Annotated in this window: 15 protein-coding genes; 6 read left to right on the top strand and 9 right to left on the bottom strand. The window is 30.7% G+C overall.

What is annotated here, in order from left to right; genetic code table 11:
• Positions 1–443: 443 nt before the first annotated feature.
• From H527_RS0110635 to H527_RS21845, 4 genes are all read left to right on the top strand, one after another.
• A complete protein-coding gene (locus tag H527_RS0110635; protein ID WP_027412706.1) occupies positions 444–1,577 on the top strand; it encodes a DegT/DnrJ/EryC1/StrS family aminotransferase in 1,134 nt (377 codons plus the stop codon).
• Entirely contained in the window at positions 1,574–3,505 is a 1,932-nt protein-coding gene (locus H527_RS0110630; protein WP_027412705.1) for a polysaccharide biosynthesis protein, read from the top strand. Before H527_RS0110635 ends, H527_RS0110630 begins: the two co-directional genes overlap by 4 nt.
• A gap of 346 nt (positions 3,506–3,851) precedes the next feature.
• Entirely contained in the window at positions 3,852–4,535 is a 684-nt protein-coding gene (locus H527_RS0110625; RefSeq protein WP_229809284.1) for a polysaccharide biosynthesis/export family protein, read from the top strand.
• A 15-nt stretch (positions 4,536–4,550) separates the two neighbouring features.
• Positions 4,551–6,899, top strand: coding sequence for a GumC family protein (locus H527_RS21845; RefSeq protein ID WP_051316721.1), 2,349 nt, complete (start codon positions 4,551–4,553; stop codon positions 6,897–6,899).
• Here the strand turns inward: H527_RS21845 and H527_RS21840 are convergent.
• The 5 genes from H527_RS21840 to H527_RS0110595 all read right to left on the bottom strand — a co-directional run bounded on the left by H527_RS21840 (position 6,896) and on the right by H527_RS0110595 (position 10,708).
• Complete coding sequence (locus tag H527_RS21840) at positions 6,896–7,633, bottom strand: tyrosine-protein phosphatase (RefSeq protein WP_035087871.1); 738 nt, start codon at positions 7,631–7,633, stop codon at positions 6,896–6,898. The two genes, H527_RS21845 and H527_RS21840, sit on opposite strands and share 4 nt — an antisense overlap.
• 129 nt (positions 7,634–7,762) lie before the next feature.
• Positions 7,763–8,497, bottom strand: coding sequence for a head GIN domain-containing protein (locus H527_RS0110610; protein ID WP_027412703.1), 735 nt, complete (start codon positions 8,495–8,497; stop codon positions 7,763–7,765).
• Positions 8,498–8,530: 33 nt separating this feature from the next.
• Positions 8,531–9,622: a DUF4097 family beta strand repeat-containing protein gene (locus tag H527_RS0110605; RefSeq protein ID WP_027412702.1), complete on the bottom strand. Its 1,092-nt coding sequence runs from the start codon at positions 9,620–9,622 to the stop codon at positions 8,531–8,533.
• The gene (locus H527_RS0110600) at positions 9,603–10,163 is read right to left on the bottom strand and encodes a hypothetical protein (protein WP_027412701.1); all 561 of its coding nucleotides are present in this window, start codon (positions 10,161–10,163) and stop codon (positions 9,603–9,605) included. Before H527_RS0110600 ends, H527_RS0110605 begins: the two co-directional genes overlap by 20 nt.
• Positions 10,160–10,708, bottom strand: coding sequence for an RNA polymerase sigma factor (locus H527_RS0110595; protein ID WP_027412700.1), 549 nt, complete (start codon positions 10,706–10,708; stop codon positions 10,160–10,162). Before H527_RS0110595 ends, H527_RS0110600 begins: the two co-directional genes overlap by 4 nt.
• A 221-nt stretch (positions 10,709–10,929) precedes the next feature.
• Between H527_RS0110595 and lon the strand changes: the two genes are divergently transcribed.
• Complete coding sequence (lon, locus tag H527_RS0110590) at positions 10,930–13,380, top strand: endopeptidase La (protein ID WP_027412699.1); 2,451 nt, start codon at positions 10,930–10,932, stop codon at positions 13,378–13,380.
• Positions 13,381–13,495: 115 nt separating this feature from the next.
• On the opposite strand, the gene mreB is transcribed toward lon, so the two are convergent.
• Positions 13,496–14,542: a rod shape-determining protein gene (mreB, locus tag H527_RS0110585; RefSeq protein ID WP_027412698.1), complete on the bottom strand. Its 1,047-nt coding sequence runs from the start codon at positions 14,540–14,542 to the stop codon at positions 13,496–13,498.
• 325 nt (positions 14,543–14,867) lie between these two features.
• Between mreB and cmk the strand changes: the two genes are divergently transcribed.
• On the top strand, positions 14,868–15,566 hold the full coding sequence (gene cmk / locus H527_RS0110580; RefSeq protein ID WP_027412697.1) for a (d)CMP kinase: 699 nt from the start codon (positions 14,868–14,870) through the stop codon (positions 15,564–15,566).
• Here the strand turns inward: cmk and H527_RS0110575 are convergent.
• The 3 genes from H527_RS0110575 to tnpA all read right to left on the bottom strand — a co-directional run.
• Positions 15,563–15,928 (bottom strand): hypothetical protein, encoded by a 366-nt coding sequence (locus H527_RS0110575; protein ID WP_027412696.1) that lies wholly within the window; start codon positions 15,926–15,928, stop codon positions 15,563–15,565. The genes cmk and H527_RS0110575 overlap by 4 nt on opposite strands.
• A 198-nt stretch (positions 15,929–16,126) precedes the next feature.
• Positions 16,127–19,450, bottom strand: a complete 3,324-nt coding sequence (locus H527_RS23135) for a reprolysin-like metallopeptidase (protein WP_051316720.1) — start codon at positions 19,448–19,450, stop codon at positions 16,127–16,129.
• Between the two features lie 222 nt (positions 19,451–19,672).
• The coding region (gene tnpA, locus H527_RS0110565; protein ID WP_027412695.1) for an IS200/IS605 family transposase at positions 19,673–19,920 on the bottom strand (248 nt) is incomplete at its 5' end.

Raw genomic sequence — 19,920 nt, 5'->3', positions numbered from 1 at the left:
TTTTAAGGTTATAATAGTATAATTGTATGACTAAAAAATTTACACATAATTAATATAAAACAATGACTTTAATATTAATAATGGTTAATTTTGTATCGAGTTTTAGTAATCATATTTGTTTATACAAGTAATTTTGTTTTAAAAGTTATAATACTTTTCTTACGGTATTTCTGTAAAGCAAAGTGATATCTAGTTTAAGGTTGTTCATTGAACGTTTTTTTTAGTATCCTGTCTAAAAAACTAGGATTTAGATTGTTAATTGATTTAACTGAGTTATTTTAGCTTCGGAAAAATAATTAAAAAGTAAATTCAAAAAAAGGAAGTTCTACCCCCCTTTCTTCCATTGTTTATTAGATTGTCATGAAAAAGATTATCGATTATCCATAACATGCCGTTATGATTTAATCGATAAGATATTATTGTTCATTATTAATGGGAAAATTATGAATATAATTGATTCAAAAAAAATATGGCTTTCTTCACCACACATGGGTGGAACAGAGCAGAAATTTGTAAAAGAAGCATTTGATACTAATTGGGTAGCACCACTTGGTCCAAATGTTAATGGATTCGAAAAAGACATTCAAGCATATCTTCATAAAAATGTTCATGTAGCTGCTTTAAGTTCAGGAACAGCATCGTTGCATCTAGGCTTGAAATTACTAGGTGTTACAGTGGGAGATGAGGTGTTATGCCAAAGTATGACATTTGCAGCTTCTGCTAATCCAATAGTATACCTTGGTGCAAAACCAGTGTTTATAGATAGTGAAAGATCTACTTGGAATATCTGTCCAAAACAGCTAGAGATCGCAATAAAAGATAAAATATCTAAAGGCAAAAAACCAAAAGCTATTATAGCAGTTCATTTATATGGCATGCCATATAATATAGAAGCAATCCATCAAATTTCAGAAAAGTATAAAATCCCTATACTTGAAGATAGTGCAGAAGCTTTGGGAAGCTCTTACCAAGGAATTAAATGCGGGACTTTTGGAGATATTGCAATTCTCTCTTTTAATGGAAATAAAATTATCACAACATCAGGAGGAGGAGCTCTAGTTTCTAAAAAACAAGAGCATAAAGAGAAAGCTATTTTTTGGGCGACTCAGTCCAGAGATCAAGCTCCTCACTATGAACATTCTGAAGTAGGTTATAATTATAGGATGAGTAATATCATAGCAGGGATTGGAAGAGGCCAAATGGAAGTTCTGGAAGACCATGTAAATAAAAGACGTAGTAATTTTGAATTTTATAAAAAAAACTTGCAAGGTTTTTTAGAAATAAATTTTTTAGAAGAACCTATCGGGTATGTGTCTAATAGGTGGTTAACCTGTATAGAAACTACTTCTTATGAATTGAGAGAAAAAATAAGATTATCATTAGCAGAAGAAAATATAGAATCAAGACCATTATGGAAACCGATGCACCAACAGGCCGTTTTTGCAGATTGTGATGCTTATCTAAATGGAGTTTCTGATGATTTATTTGATAGAGGTCTTTGTTTACCCAGTGGATCTAATTTGGAAGAAGAAGATTTACATAGAATAGTGTCCGTAATTAAAAATGTATTGAGATGATAAAAAACTACCTAATCAATAATTCGCATAAGCACGCTTCAAAATGGCTTATTTTATTTATCGATGTACTGATTACTATTTTTAATTTTCTTTTAGCATATATAATTAGATTTGGAATTGGATTAAATTTTGAAAGTACTAATTTAGTATATCAATTGCCAATAGTAGCAGTTTTGGCTACGTTGAGCTTTTTGTTGATAGGTTCTTATAAAGGAGTGGTTAGGCACACAGGAATGAGAGATGCTTATAATCTATTTCTAGCAGTAACCGTTTTAATAAGTTTAACAGGGTTTTTAATGGCTTCTAGCAGATTATCCTTGATTCCTGAACTTTTAAATATTCCAGTTTCTATAATTAGTATACATTATTTGTTAAATATTATTACACTTACTACAAGTCGTTTAATATTTAAGTACTGTTATTATTATATCAAATCTCAAATAGGAGAAACTTCAAGAGTATTAATTTATGGAGCAGGGGATTCTGGTTTAATAACTCTGGCAGCTATAACTAACGATTCTAACAGATCCTCTTTATCTGTTGTAGGATTTGTAGATGATAATTCTCAAAAAATAGGTAAAACTATTAATGGCATCAAGGTATATGCTTCGATCTCTATTGACAAAAAATTTATTATAAAAAATAATATAAAAGAAATCGTAGTTTCTATACCACATATTAGTAAAAAAAGATTATCTGAAATTTCAGATAATCTTCTTAAGTTACCAGTTACTGTGAAAATAGTACCAGCTGTTAATGATTGGATTGATGGAAAGTTAAACGTTTCGCAGATTAAAGAAATTCAAATTGAAGACTTGTTAGAAAGAGCTCCTATTTGCATGGATAACCAAAACATTACCAAAGAGCTTAATGATAAGGTTATTATGATTACAGGAGCAGCAGGTTCTATTGGAAGTGAAATAGTAAGGCAAGCATCTTATTATAATTATAAACATCTTGTTTTAGTAGATCAAGCAGAATCTCCTTTATATGATTTACAACAAGAGCTTTTAAGTAAAGATGTAATTAATTTTACACCTATAATTGCAGATATAAGAGATCATCAAAGAATTGAGACTATTTTTCGCAAATATAGACCAAATATGGTTTTTCATGCAGCGGCTTATAAGCATGTTCCTCTTATGGAAAATAACCCATGTGAAGCTATTAAAATTAATGTACTAGGTACTAGGAGATTAGCGGATTTATCCTCTGATTTTGGTGTAGATAAATTTGTTTTTGTATCTACAGATAAAGCTGTTAATCCTACTAATGTAATGGGAGCAACCAAAAGAGCAGCAGAAATGTATATAAAGTGTATTAATGGGACTAGTAATACAAAATTTATAACTACTAGATTTGGTAATGTACTTGGGTCTAATGGATCTGTAATACCTTTATTTAAAAAACAAATTCAAAAAGGAGGTCCATTAACAGTGACAGATAAAGATGTAACTCGTTTTTTTATGACTATACCAGAAGCTTCTCAATTAGTAATTGAAGCAGGAACAATGGGGAATGGTGGAGAAATTTTTATTTTCGATATGGGAGAATCTGTAAAGATTTTTGATCTTGCTAAAAAAATGATAAGATTATCAGGATTAAAATACCCAGACGATATAGATATAAAAATCACAGGACTTAGACCTGGTGAAAAATTATATGAAGAACTTCTGGCGGATACAGAAAATACTTTACCTACATATCATAAAAAAATTATGATAAGTAAATTCGATGATAATAATTGTGTTATGATAAAAGATAAGATAGACGATCTTTGCATAATGAATTTACTTAGTCAAGATCATCAAATTGTTAGTAAATTAAAAGAGATTGTTCCAGAATTTATTTCTAAGAACTCTACTTTTGAAAGTATAGATAAAGTTAACGAAAAAAAAATTAAAAATAAACAAGAGGTTTTCGTTTAATTGTTTTTATAAAATTAAAAAGTAAGTAAAAGAGTATATAATTTGGGAAAAGTATACTAGAAGAATTACTTTTTAAAATAAAAACTAGTTTGTTTTTGGGATACAAACTTGCCTAATGTTTTTCATAACATTTCTGAAAAATCTTAAAAAAAGAATCCGTAAAATAATAGATGGGATAAAATCTCATTGCTGAATTAAATAAAGTTATATTTTTGTGATTCATTATAGGGGTATTCAAAGTATTAAAAATATGGGGAGTAGAATTTTGTTTTTGTTTTTAGGATTGATTTTTATTTTTTCTTGTAAAACGCCTAAAAAGGTTGTGTATTTTCAAGATTCTTCGAATTTGGAAAAAATTTCTTCTACAAATGCATTTACACCAGTTTTTAAAGTAGATGATATAGTTACTATTTTTATATCTGCAGCAGACATGGATGCAACTATACCTTTTAATCTTATGCAAGGAACCTCTATAAATGATGGTCTAGGAGGAGGAGTGAATTCTAATAATCCACCAGAACCTACTTATTTAATAGATGAAGAAGGAAATATAGATTTTCCTATCTTAGGGAGTTTAAAAATAGCTGGGTTAACTAGGGTTCAGGTAAAAGATATGATTAAAGAAAAACTAAAAATCTATATTAATGACCCTATAGTAAATGTAAGACTTAAAAATTTTAAGATTACTGTATTGGGAGAGGTTGAAAGACCAGGGTCATATAGTATACCTAATGAGAGAGTTACTATCATAGAAGCTCTAGGTTTAGCAGGAGATATGACAATTAAAGGAAAAAGAGAAAATGTAATGGTAATAAGAGAAAATGATGGCGAGAATACTTATCATCGTTTAGATCTTACATCCAAAACTATTTTTGAATCACCTGTTTATTATTTAGCTCAAAATGATGTGCTATATGTAGAGCCAAATGTGTCTAGAATAAAAGAATCTAAATCTCGTAATAACACTGTAGGTATTATTATAAGTATAGTGGGTGTCATTTTATCTGTGGTAACTTTGATTGTAAGATAATAGATAATATAAGGTATGATTTCTAATAATAATTCACCTGCAAAAAAAGCAGCAATTGATTCTTCTGGATTTAGTATAAACCTTAGAGACCAGATAATAAAATATATTAAGCGGTGGTATTGGTTTGCCTTAAGTGTTTTTGTTTTTATGACAGGAGCGTACCTTAAAGTAAGATATACAATTCCACAGTATAATGTGTTTTCTTCCATAATGATATCTCAAGATCAAAATATTAGTGAATCTGAGCTATCTGCTTTTAAAGACCTTGGTTTACTCGATGATACGAAAAACTCAATCGAAAATGAGATTCAAATAATAAAATCCAGAACATTATTAACTAATGTAGTTAATAATTTAAAATTAAATGTTCGGTATTTTAGCGAAGGAAGAATTTTAGAAGCAGAAAATTATCCAAAATCATTAATCGAGATTAATTTTTTATCCCATGATACAGTTGTAAAAACAAAATCAAAAATATTTCATGTACAGATTGATTCTGGAACTTCTTTTTCTTTTTTGGATAAAAAAGGAAACAAGTCAAGTAGCCATTCTTTTGGTAAAACAATCAGTAGTAGTATTGGAGATATAGTAATTACACCAAGTGTAGATACTATAGAGTCGCATACAGGTAAAAAGATAAAAATAGTAATATCTCCTGTAAAATTAGTAGCAGAATCCTACAGAGGAAAATTATCTGTTCTACCCATGAAGAATTCATCTATTGTTAGAATTTCTTTAAATGATCCTGTAAAAACAAAAGCACAAGATATTATTAATAACCTTGTAGATGAGTATAATAAAGCGACTATAGAAAATAAAAAACAAGCATCTGCCAGAACTGCAGACTTTATAAATGATCGCTTAAATCTTATTTCTGGAGATTTGACAGAAGTAGATGATGAAGCTGCAGGATATCTTTCAAAATATGGATTAACTAATGATATAGGAGCTCAAACACAAAGAGTAGCTGATATAGATTCAAGAAATGTACAAGAAATAGAATCGTTAAATACACAAAATAGACTTATAGAGTCTATGCGTAGATTTGTATTAAGTCAAGAAGGTAAATATGATCTTGTTCCAGCAAATTTAGGATTTGAAGACCCGACAATTACTACTACAGTATCTAGGTACAATGTATTAATACTTCAAAGACAGCGTTTACTTAAATCCTCTAGTGAGCAAAACCCTGTTGTTGTAAATATAGATCAGCAAATTGATGGATTACGACAAGTATTAATTGGAAGTTTAAATAGTTTAAAAAACTCTATAGATATTCGTTTGAAAAGTCTAAAAACACAGGATCAGTATTTTAGTGGTAAGTTGTATAATGCCCCTATTCGACAAAAAGACCTTAGAGTGATTGAGCGAGAGCAATCAATTAAGGAACAATTATATCTTTATTTATTACAAAAAAGAGAAGAGGCAGAGATAAAGAGTCACATTACTCTTTCTAATGCCCGAGTAATAGACAGAGCCTCTACTTTAAACTCTTATCCAATATCACCCAATAAAAAAACAATTTATGCAGGAGCTTTTTTTCTTGGTTTGATACTACCTTTTTTAATTATTTATACATCTGATTTATTAAATGTTAAGGTAAGTTCTCGTGAAGATTTAGAAAAAGCACTTTCTATGCCTATAATTGGATCTATTCCAAAAGTGAAATCTAAAGAGAAAATCATGATTTCACAAAATGACAGATCTTCTGTAGCAGAAGCGTTTAGAATTTTAAGAACAAATCTAGATTTCCTCATGGCAGGAATAGATAAAACCGAAGGGAAAGTTATTTTTGTGACATCTACTATTTCTGGAGAGGGAAAAACTTTGGTGTCTTCAAACTTAGCTAAAACATTAGCTATTTCTGGTAAAAAGGTAGCATATTTAGGAACAGATTTAAGAGATCCTAAGGTGCATAAATTTTTTGATCTTCCGTATGGAAAAAATACTAAGGGGCTTACTAATTATATCATGAATAAAGAGCTGAACCCCGAAGATATTATTTTTAAAGATAAAGAAGAAGATTCTTTTGATATTATACCTTCTGGAGCAATTCCTCCTAACCCAGCAGAGCTTTTGATGCAAGATAGAGTAGAAACTATATTTAAATATCTTCAAACAAATTATGATTATCTAATTGTAGACACTGCTCCTGTTAGTTTAGTTACAGATACGTTATTAATTGCAAAATATGCAGATTTGAGTATCTATATTGTACGAGAAAATTTTTCTGATAAAAGAGTATTACAGGTTCCTGAAAATTTTTATGCAGAAAAACGTTTGCCAAACATAGCTGTACTACTAAATGCAACAAATACTAAAGCTGGTTATAATTATGGGTATGGGTATAATAAAAAGAATTAAGAGAAAATTAAATTATTTTTCATAATTGGCGTAATTTTTTTTGCAATCTTACTATTAAACCCTTTCTTTAAAATCTCTAATTGATGATAGTTATGTACATCTGTGCCAGCAAAGTCAAAATAATTAAGGTTTATTAATTTTTTAGAAAAAGATTTAATTTTTCCTCCATAATATCCAGATAAGGATAAAAGATTGAGTTGAAATAAAAAACCTAAATTTTTTAATTCATCGTATTCCTCTAAATTATTTTCATAAAAAGAATATCTTTCAGGATGTGCTAAAATAGGAATATATCCAGCCAGTTTAATTTCAAATACTATTTCTTTAAGATTTATAGGAGGACTAAATGTTGACATTTCTACAAGAATATAGTCTTGGTGTAAAGGTAAAATATCATTGTTTTTTAATCTTGTAAAAAATAAATCATCCATCATATATTCTGCACTAGCATGTAATTTAATTTTAGAAACCCCTAATGGAGAAAGAACGGCTTTAAGTTCTTTAAGATTTTTTAGTATAGTTTCTGATGAATTAGGCCAAATATCTTTTAAAACATGAGGAGTCGTAATTACTTTTCGCATACCTAATTTTTCAAATTGCTCTAAAATATAAGTAGATTGATATATGGTTTTTGTACCATCATCAATACCAGGTAGTAAATGAGAATGTATATCTACATATCCTTGTGGGATGATTTGATGAAAAGGAACATCTTTATTTGATAATAATAACAATATAAATTTGTTTTGGGGTGATTTGTAAAATAGTGAATTATAACGTAAAAATAGAAGTTTATTATATGTAAAAAACTGTTTAAGATTATCTAATCTCAAACAGTCATGTATTTATGATAAATATAAATGTTATCTTTTCGTAATATCTCCGGATCCAGATATTTTTTTATCCTCTTTTAGAGGATTTCCTTTATAAAATATATCTCCAGATCCAGATACCCTAGCTTTTAAAAAAGAGGTAGCCATAACTTCAATATCTCCAGATCCAGTAACAGTAGCCGTTACATTTTTTGCGGTAAGATCAAAAGCGGCAAGATCTCCAGAACCAGATACGCTTCCGTTAAAGTTTTCTGTAGAACCTTTTAGATCTAAATCCCCACTACCTGTAACTTGTCCCCACACATTTTTTGCAGAAATAGCTAATCTAACATCTCCAGATCCAGAAACGCCAGTTTTGAAATCGGTAGTAGTAATGATATCAGAACTATAAATATCCCCAGATCCTGATAAAGTAACTTGAGAAATATCTTTAAAAGGAACTGTAATGATTAATTTCTTATTTCGGGATAGTTCTATATTATACCCCTTTTTTACATAAACTCTCAATATATCACTTTCTACTTCAGTCACAATATATTCTATCAAATTGCTTTCTCCTTCAATAATAATTTGTCCTTCAGTTCCTAATATTAAGGATACATCTAGACTTCCTTTTACTTTTATTTGATCATAGTCAGATGTCGTTCTGTTTTTGGTAACTATATTACCATCTCCTTTTATCTTTTTGCCATTTCCCCACCATTGTGCTTGTAACGAATTTATACTGCAAATAGTAAGACCTAGAATAAATAATACTGTTTTCATTTTTATAGATTGATTTATTGAATTTGTACGTTTTTAGTTTCGTATAAGTTTAATTCCGCCATAACTAGAGGTTACATCTATGATATTTCCGCTATTAGATGTGCCGTAATGTCCTTGGTACTCTTTTTTAGAATCTTTAATATATTTTTTTTGTACTTGTATACTTTCATCTAGTTTAACACCTCCATAAGAGGTATGGATTGAAAAATCATAGGTACATTGATTTTCATAACCGATAGAGACACTGGTATAATCTGTTGTTATTTTTACATTTTTAAAGGATGGTTGTAGAGAACGAACTTCGATAGATCCATAATCAGAATTAATACGTAATTCTGTTGATATTGTACCAATTTTAGTACTAACATAATCAGAGTCTCCAACGATCTTGCTTCCATTTTCTATACGAATCCCTCCATAATCACAGTCGTAAGTTAAGTTTTTAATAGATTTAAACTTGGATTGGGTATAATCGGCATTTAAGTTGATATAACCGCCTTTTTCTATTTCAAAATCAGAGTAATCTGCATTTATTGTACCATTTTTTATGTACCCTATAGAGCTGTTGTTTGTATAGTCTATATTAATATCATTATTTTCTCCAAGTAATTCTCCAAGAATAATTTGCCCATAATCACAATTAATTTTTGTATCCCCTTTTATTTTATCTAAAGTAATACTTCCATAATCATTATCAAGGTCAACACTATTTGTCATTGGGACTTTTATGGTGTAGTTGATTTTCATATTCAAATTATTATTCCAACCGCTAGTCCATTTATCCCACCAAGAGTTATCTTGCTTGTTAAAAGTGGTTTTAGCGCTTACTATTCGTGAGGATGAATCAAACTCTACATCGATAGATTGTAGTTTTTTAATAACTTTTTCTTCGTCGTTTCCGCTAACTTTAATACTTATCTCCATAACAATTCGATTTTCGTTCCATGAAGTTATATCCAAATTGCCGTAATCGTTACTAATTTTCAATAAAGCATTAGCGTTAACAGTAAAATCTTTTTTTAATGTTTTTTCTTTAGAGTATTTTCCTTTTAGATCTCCATTGTTTGCTAGAACCAATGTTGGAGTTAGTAACAAAAATAATATATTATAGTATAGAGTTTTCATTGTTTATTTTTTTAAATTCGTTAATGTCATTAATTTTTTGAAGCACCTCTTCTAATAAATTTGCACGTTTTTGAAAGTTTTTTATCATAGCACTAATAACACGTTTATCATTTCCGCTTTGAAAAAGATCTTTTTTTAAGAAATTATAATCAGTTTCTAATTTTTTTAGCTGTTTCATTGCATCTATAACTAATATTCTGTTTTCTTTAGAAGAGACTTTATTAATCTCGTCAAGTTGTACTTGAATAGCAGAAGTAAAAAAGCTTTGTGTTTCTTTCATTTGTGGAGACACGTAAGCCAAATCTATTTCTTGTTTAGGATTAGTAATAAATGCCGTTGCTGTAATTCCAAATATTATAGTTAAAGAAGCAGCTATCATCAAAGGTTTATGCCAAGATGTTTTTTTAGGATGCAATTGTACAACTTTGTTTTGTTGCATTAATTTTTCTAAAAACTTTACTTTATGATTCGTAGAAGGTTCATGGATATCTAATTTTTCTTTTACACCTTCAAATAACTTTTCTATTTCATTATTCTTCATATAAATTGTAATTTTTTTCGTAAGCTTTCTTTGGCGCGTGAAATAAGCGTACGGCAATTAGAATAGGATATATTCATAATTATACAGATTTCTTCATAATCATATCCTTCTATTAAGTGTAAGGATAAAGCAGTGCTATAACTATCTTTAAGTTGCATAAGTGTATTTAAGATAGTATCTGTTTTTATAGATGTTAAATTTTCTTCAGGAATCCCATCATTATCTATAAGAGTATATTCTACAGTTTCAAAAGCAACTTCGTTATGTGTATTTTTTTTGCGAGAGGCTGTCAAACACATATTAATAACTATTCTTTTTAACCAAGCTCCAAACAAAGCATTGTTCTCTAACATAGAAAGTTTAGTAAAAGCAGTCAAAAAAGATTCTTGCATGATATCTTCAGCTTCTGCAGTATTCTTTAAAATTCTATATGCCGTATTATACATCGCTTTATAATAACGATTATAAGTTTCGAGCTGCGCATTTTGATCTTGCTCTCGACATTTTGCAATTAATTGCTCTGTATTTAGTTGGGTTAGTGACAAAAAATAATTTACTTTAACATAAAGATATATAACGAAGTGCTTTGTTACAGTTTTTTAATTTTATTTTTAAAAACTTATGGCACAACAATTGAATTATATATGAAAAATCTATAATAAATACCTTGTTTTATAAGATGTTATAGGTAGTTTAATCCGTTAAAACTAATTTTAAAAAAGAATATAGTTTTGTTGTAATGACAAAATGACTTTGATATATACATATGGCAAAAACCAAATTTACAACACTTGACAGTTTGTCATTTCAGGGAATAGAAGAAGATGCAGAATTAATCCCTTTAATGACACCAGAGGATGAAGAAGAAATAGATAAAGAAGATTTACCTGAAATATTATCTATCTTACCATTAAGAAATACGGTATTGTTTCCGGGGGTAGTAATACCAATTACTGCAGGAAGGGACAAATCCATTCAGCTTCTCAACGATGCAAATAATGGAAGTAAAACAATAGGCGTTGTTTCGCAGAAAGAAGAAGGAATAGAAAACCCTTCTTTAAAAGACATTAATACTGTAGGAGTAGTTGCTCGTATTTTAAGAGTATTAAAAATGCCAGACGGTAATACTACAGTGATTCTACAAGGAAAAAAACGTTTTCATATAGATGAAGTTGTAGAAGAGATACCATATATTAAGGCAAAGGTAAAAGATGTTCCAGAAGCTAGGCCGGCAAAAGAAAATAAAGAATTTAGCGCTATAATTGATTCTATAAAAGATCTAGCTTTAGAAATAATAAAAGAGAGTCCTACAATTCCGTCTGAGGCTTCTTTTGCTATTAAAAATATTGAAAGTAATTCTTTTCTGATAAATTTTGTTTCTTCAAATCTAAACCTTCCGGTAGAAGAAAAACAAAAACTTTTAGAGGTAAATGACCTTAAAGAAAGAGCATTAGCTACTCTTAAGTATATGAATGTTGAGTTTCAGAAATTAGAGCTCAAAAATGATATTCAAAATAAGGTTCAACATGATATGAGCCAGCAACAACGAGAGTATTTTTTACATCAACAAATGAAAACTATCCAAGAAGAACTAGGAGGGGTTTCTCATGAAGATGAAATTGAAGAAATGCGTGTGCGGAGTAAAGATAAAAAGTGGGATGAAAAGGTGAAAAAACATTTTGACAAGGAACTTGCCAAAATGCAGCGTATGAATCCACAGGTAGCAGAATATTCTATACAGCGTAATTATTTAGATTTATTTTTAGACCTGCCATGGAATGAGTTTAGCATCGATAAATTTGATCTAAAACGAGCTATGAAAGTTTTAGATAAAGATCACTATGGTTTAGATGAAGTAAAACGTCGTATCATAGAATATCTCGCGGTGTTAAAACTCCGTAATGATATGAAGTCCCCTATATTATGTTTATATGGACCTCCAGGAGTAGGGAAAACATCTTTAGGAAAGTCTATAGCAGAAGCGCTTGGTAGAGAGTATGTTAGGATATCATTGGGAGGACTTCGTGATGAAGCAGAAATACGGGGGCATAGAAAAACATATATTGGAGCTATGCCTGGTAGAATAATACAAAGTCTTAAAAAAGCAGGTACTAGTAATCCAGTTTTTGTTTTAGATGAAATAGATAAATTATCTGTAGGTAATCAAGGAGACCCATCCTCTGCGCTTTTAGAAGTTTTGGATCCAGAACAAAATTCTGAATTTCATGACAACTTTCTAGAAATGGGATTTGATCTTTCTAAAGTAATGTTTATAGCCACATCTAATAGTTTAGGAACAATTCAACCAGCACTTCGTGATCGTATGGAAATCATTAATGTAACTGGATATACTATTGAAGAAAAGGTAGAGATTGCAAAACAACACCTATTGCCAAAACAATTAGAGGAGCATGGGTTAGATAAATCTCATATCAAAATAGGAAAAGCACAATTAGAAAAAATAATTGAAGGTTATACCAGAGAGTCCGGAGTAAGAGGTCTGGAAAAACAAATAGCTAAAATGGTTCGTTATGCAGCCAAGAATATAGCAATGGAGGAGAAGTATAATGTGAAAATTAGTAATGAAGATGTTATAGAGGTTTTAGGAGCACCAAGATTAGAAAGAGATAAGTACGAAAATAATGATGTAGCTGGGGTAGTAACTGGATTAGCCTGGACTAGCGTAGGAGGAGACATATTATTTATAGAATCGATCCTTTCTAAGGGTAAAGGAACTCTTACCATTACAGGAAATCTAGGTAAAGTAATGAAAGAATCTGCTACCATAGCTATGGAATATATTAAGGCAAATGCGACAGATTTAGGGATTAATCCAGATATTTTCGATACTTATAATGTGCATATACATGTTCCAGAAGGAGCAACACCAAAAGATGGACCTAGTGCAGGAATAACAATGCTTACTTCACTTGTATCGTTATTTACACAACGTAAAGTAAAGAAAAGTCTAGCAATGACAGGAGAAATTACTTTAAGAGGAAAAGTATTACCAGTGGGAGGAATTAAAGAAAAAATCCTAGCAGCAAAGAGAGCGCATATTAAAGAAATTTTACTTTGTGAAGATAATAAGCGAGATATTCAAGAAATTAAATCTGATTATTTAAAAGGACTCACATTTCATTATGTTAAGGAAATGAGTGATGTTCTTAAATTAGCTTTAACAAGTACTAAAGTTAAAAATGCTAAAAAATTATAAATAGAATTAATAACCTCGGAGAATTAAACTCCACAGTGTAGATTAAAATAATAAGGTTGACAAAATAACTTTTCTGTAAAAAAAAACTTATTTTACAGAAAAGTTATTTTTTATTTTAACAAAAATTATTTTCTTTTTGTACTAGAACAGTTGTATATAAGTTTAGGTTTTTTAAAACAATTTCACTCCCTTTAACTACTGTTTTTAATGGTTGGTCACCAAGATGAACTGGTAATTCTGTACTTTTAGATAATCTTTCGTCAAGCCCTCTTAATAAAGATCCTCCACCAGTCAAAAAAATACCCGAATTATATATGTCTGCCGAAATCTCAGGAGGGATTTCAGATAGAGTTTCCATAATAGCATTTTCTATTTGAGTAATAGACTTGTCTAAGCATTTTTCAATTTCGGTATAAGATAATTGTATTTGTTTAGGTTTTCCTGTAAGAAGATCTCTTCCTTCAGCATACATATTATCAGGCGGAAACTCTAACTTGTCTACAGCTGCTCCAATTTTTATTTTTATTTTTTCAGCCATCGATTCGCCTATATGAAGATTGTGTGATTCTCGAACATAATAAATAATATCTTCATTAAAAACATTACCTGCTATTTTTACAGATTGTCCACTTATTATCCTACCTAAAGATATAACTGCAATTTCTGTGGTTCCCCCACCAATATCGATAACCATATTTCCTTTAGGCTTTAATATATCTATTCCACCACCAATTGCAGCTGCTATGGGCTCATGAATTAAAAATATTTTTTTTGCATTCAAGCGTTTTGCAGACTCTTTTACAGCTCTCATTTCTACTTCAGTACTGCCACAAGGAATAGATATTATCATATTATATGAAGAAGAAAATATGCTAGAATTAAATGTAGATAATCTTTTAATATAAGTAGTGAGCATTTTTTCTCCAGCATCAAAATTAGAAATGACACCATTTTTAAAAGGAGAAATCGTTTTTATGTTTTTATTAATTTTTCCCCGCATCATACCAGCCTCTGTACCTACTGCAATAATTTTCCCAGTAATTTGATGTATGCTAATTATAGAGGGATTGTCTATTACTATTTTTCCTTTGTAAGTAATAAGCGTGTTTGAAGTGCCTAAATCTATTGCAATTTTTTCGTTTAAAAAATCAAAAAAGCTCATAACTGCTTGTTTTGGTTAGTAAAAGTGATTCAAGATGTATAAGAGTACTTTATTGCCATGTAATAAAATAGGGGATTAATGGTAGGATAACTCGGTTTAATAATAATTATTGTGTTTTGATGCTTTATACTAGTATTATTTGATGTTATGTTATGTTTTGATTTAAAATTTGTTTGTAGGAAGCGACTTAGGCCTATTGTCAATTAGTATAATCTTGCTAGTTAGAGTAAATATATTTATTCTGTTTTATTTTTTTGACTATCTGAGATATTCCAGATCTTTACTTTATTTTTGATTTTTAATAAACATATTAGTATTTTAAAATTTGGAAGATAAAAAAATTATTATAGCTATTGATGGACACTCTTCAACAGGAAAAAGTACAGTAGCAAAACAATTAGCTAAAGCATTAGGGTATATTTATGTAGATACAGGTGCAATGTATCGTGCTGTTTCACTTTATGCTATGAGAAATGGATATATAGATGAATCTCATTTTGATGAAGAAGCACTAGAAAAAAGTCTTCCTGGGATAGATCTTCAGTTTGAAATTAATCCTAAAACAGGGTTAGCAGAAGTTTTACTTAATGACGAAAATATAGAGCAAGAGATAAGAACATTAAGAGTGTCTAAACATGTTAGTAAAATTGCTGCAGTTTCTAAGGTTCGAAAAAAACTAGTAGAACAACAACAAAAAATGGGTGTAGAGAAAGGTGTTGTAATGGATGGTAGAGATATTGGTACTGTGGTTTTTCCTAATGCAGAACTTAAATTATTTATGACGGCTACGGCTAAAGATCGAGCTGAACGAAGATATATAGAGCTTAAAGAAAAAGGAGAAAACGTAACATATGAAGATGTTTTGAAAAATGTAGTAAACAGAGATCATATAGATAGTACAAGAAAAGACTCACCTCTCAAAAAAGCAAAAGATGCTATTAAAATAGATAATTCTAATCTTACCTTAGATGAACAATTTAAACAAATTTTAAAACTAGCAAAAGCTACTATTATAGCTAGTTAATTACTAGGGGAAACTAAAGAATCATACATGGGGTTCTCCATAAAGTTATAATTTATAGGTTTTCTGGATTGGTATATTTTCATGTTCTCTTTTACCCATTCGATCAGTTCAATATAGGTATTTTCATTTTTTAAAATAAGAACCCGATTTAAACGAAAAACATGATCGGTGATTTGCTTGTGTTTTTGGATGGTAGAATCAGAGACAGAATAAAAAGGTTTGTTTACTATGATTTCATAATGTTTTCCATCATTCATTACAATTTTATTTTTACGTTCATATAAAATTCTTGTTTTAGATAAAGTTTGAGCGTAATTCTGTAATGAGAAAAAAAGAAAAAGTAATGGTAGTAATTTTTTCATGAAAGTATGGTATAAATTGAAGGTGTAAAAATACGTTAAAACCATAATTTATTAACGGCTTCATTGATAATACCATGGGTTTTTCGATGAAAAGTAACGTTTGTAGGTTGTTTGACAATTAGCAATAAGACAAAAGCCATTAAAAATATTTTTAATGGCTTTTGTTATTGATTTTTATTAAAATGTTAGAACAATTAATTAATTAACAATTAGTTTGCTAATTAATGTCTTGGTATCTATTTTGAGTTTTATAAGGTAAGTTCCTTTAGCAAGATTACCAGGACTAAAAGATTTGTTATTTATATTATCGTTTTTATAAACACTTCTTCCGAATAAGTCGTAAATGATTACAGAAGTATTATTTGAAGGAGCTGTAATCTTAAGCAAAGCATTAGCACCATTTACAGGATTTGGATATATAGATATTAAAGGGGCTTTTGTAGTATTAAAACTGTTAACAACGGCACCTCTTGATGTACTACCACCAATAGTAAACTGGGTAGCTTCAGAGCTACCAAAAGATCCGCCAGAAGCAAGAGAGGTACCACCAGAGGTTAGTGTGTAAGCTCCATTACCATATTGACAGCAAATACCATCACCGTAACCATCTTTAATTGTAAATGTATAGGTGTCAGGATTTAAGCACTCTGTAATATTGATTGTAGAACCATTAGTTTGAGAATCATAAGTACCTCCAGATGCTACTACTACATTATTACTATTTGTAATCTCCCAGCTTGTTTCTTCTGGGTATTTGTCAAAAGTAATAGATAGGTTTACATCTGTACAATTAGGAGGATTTACAGTTCCTGTAGTTAAGTTAATGTCATCAATAGCCATATCTCCACTCCAAGATGTGTTTGTAATACCATTAAATCTTAATGTAAGTGATGCCCCTGTATAAGCAGCTAAATCTATATTGGCAGATGCCCATGAGTTTCCTTGATTACCAGACTTTGTCCAAAGCGAAGTCCAATTAGTTCCATTATCTGTACTTGCTTCTAAAATTAATGTTCCCATACTGGTTCCATACATATGATATTGGAAAGAAAAAGTTGCTTGTGATGCAGCAGTAAGATCAATACAAGGAGAGTTTAGTATAGCTCTTTTATTTGGAAAACCAGATCCGTTTCCAGAAGCTTCAATATAAGCATAATAAGTACCTTGAGCAGCATTAGATGGTCCTGTGTTGTTTGAAGGAGTTCCGCTAGATTTTAAAGTCCAGTTAATATCATCATTAGTTGCTTGTGTCCATGCACCAACTGTGTTTTCTAGTCCTTCAGTATAAGGAAAAGAACTAATACCACCAGAACATCCACCACCAGTGTTTCCTGGTAGAGTAGTGGCACTAGTAGTATTACTAAAACCAGATTGATTTCCAGCTGCGTCTTTCGCTTTTACTCTAAAAGTGTAGGCTGTATCAGGAGATAATCCTGTTGCTTGATATGTTGTGGTTGCTACAGAACCAATAACAGTATTACCTTGATAGACATCATATCCACTAACTCCAACATTATCTGTTGCGGCTCCCCAAGAAAGGTTTATAGTATTTTGCGTTACATTAGACGTAGTTAGATTTGCAGGGGTAGAAGGAGCTTGTGTATCTGTTCCGCCTCCACCAGTGATTTCAAAATTTGCGTTAGAGATATCAAAGAATATATTTCCTGATCCTTTTACCATAATTCTGTTTTGCGTTCCTTGAGAACTTGGTACTGTTATGCTATGAGAACCATCATTTGGTACAGCTGTAGCAATAGTAACAGGATATGTATTTCCTCCATCTGTAGATAATAAAATATCTACGTTTGCTGCATTAATCCCATTTCCTGTTGTGCCAGCAACATTCCAGGTTACAGTTTGTGTAGAACCAGCTGGCCAGCTAACATTGGTATTAGGAGAATTAACTACAAATGGCCCTGCAGAAGCTGTAACATTAACTTTCATGTTATCACTATTGTTTGCACCACCACCAACTTTATTATCTCTAACCGTTAATCTAAAGTTTAATGCTCTTGTTACATCAGGAACAGCTTCCCATTTCCAAGAAGTTGCCCCGGTTTTGATAGTTTCTAATCTCGGAAAATATCTTTGATTAGAGACGGTTGGAGTATAAGACCTAAAAGCAACACCTGAAGTTACATTAGGACCAGGGTAGGTTCCTACACGATTATCCATTTGTTCCCAACAATAGGTTAAAGCATCAGCGCTATTTGTATCAGAACCTTGGCCAGTTAATACAAAAGGAGTTCCTTTTGGAATGGTGTAATCAGCTCCTGCGTTTGCAGTAGGTATTGCATTACCTGTATTTGTATTGGTTTGACAACTTGTAGATTTTACATAATTTGTAATTTGTTGAATAGTTGCAGCATGAAAATAAGGATCACTATTTGGTTGTACATCCGTAGCACCAGTTATTCCTGCATATCCCATTATAGTAGTACCACTTCCTGGTTCCATTTGAACGCTTGTCCCTTCACTTCTAAATGTGTATGTGTGATTACCTCCAAATTGATGTCCCATTTCATGAGCTACATAATCCACATCATAAATATCTCCTTGAGGATTGTTTCTAGAAGAAAATCCACTTCCTTTTTTTCCATTTACACATACGCACCCTATGCATCCTGCATTACCATTTTTTGGAGCAAGAACAAATACGTGACCAATATCATAATTAGATTCTCCTATAACGCTTGTTAATGTAGACTGTAATTGACTATTGTAGCTACCAGTATAAGGGTCTGTATTAGCATTGGTATACACTACAGCATCATTATTAGCAATTAAAACCATAGTAACACCAAAATCAGTTTCATAAATCCCATTAACGCGGGTCATAGTAGCATTAATTGCAGCCATAGCTCCTGCTTTTGTTCCTCCATGAAATTGTGTGTATTCTCCCGTCGTAGAAACAGCTAATCTATAGGATCTTAAAACACCATCATCTGCATTTTTTTGCGAAACAGTATGTGTATCTGAAAAATCAGGAGTTTTTTCATCTACAGAACAGCTTATCCTATCTACAGCTCCTGATCTTTGATCTCTAGAGTATATCGTATAAATAGATTCGTTCGTAGTGTATGGCTCTATAAATACAGTTTTAGAAACCCCAGAGATTCGTATACTTTGTAATCCAGAAGGAGCAATACTAAATCTAATAGTTGCACTAGGGTCTTCTATGCCTTGACCAGCATAAGATTTAATATTTGGATATTTAATAGCTAAATCCGGATGCATTACAGGAGCTTCAAATACAGTAAAGGATTCCATATTCCCTTCAGCATTCGGAAAATTCATGATAGTAGCAGATACAGATGATTTTCCTCTTAACGGAGTATTATTAAGCGCTGCTTTCATCGCTTGAATATCTAATGTAAAGAGATTATTATTTGGTAGATCTTTTTTTGTCTCAATGATGTTAAGACTTTTTACAGAACTGGTTCTTTGCCAAGGATTACTACCTTGACCAAAAACATGGCTTATTATAAATAAGCCCACGAATAATGATAATCGCGTTTTCATATTATAGTTGAGTTTGAGTTAGGGAGTAAAAGTAGATATATTATCTAAAATTTTAATAAAATATTATCAATAAATCAACAATAATATTAATTTTATGGTTTTTGCGTAAATAAATTCTGGTTTTATTACGTAAATTTCTTTATGGCCGAAGTTTCAAAAAACTGAACCACTATGGACTTAAAGTCCATAGGTTCGGGCTCGTGACTTAAAGTCACCCAATGGTCATTTCTCGATTATGAAATTCGTTGCATTACCATCATCTGGTCTTCGATGATGCTCCAAATACTCATTTACCATTTCATCAGTAATATTACCAGTACTCCAACAACCATATCCAATACCCCAAAAATGTCTGCCCCAATATTTATGCTTCAATTCAGGAAATTCCTCTTGAAGCTTTCTAGAACTTCTGCCTTTTAATTTCTTAACTAAATCACTTACTTTTTGAGATGGACGATACTCTAAATGCA

Origin of the sequence: Aquimarina muelleri DSM 19832, assembly GCF_000430665.1 — a bacterium.
GTDB lineage: Bacteria > Bacteroidota > Bacteroidia > Flavobacteriales > Flavobacteriaceae > Aquimarina > Aquimarina muelleri.
Note: the sequence above shows the minus strand (reverse complement) of the source record. Positions and strands in the feature narration are given on the sequence as shown.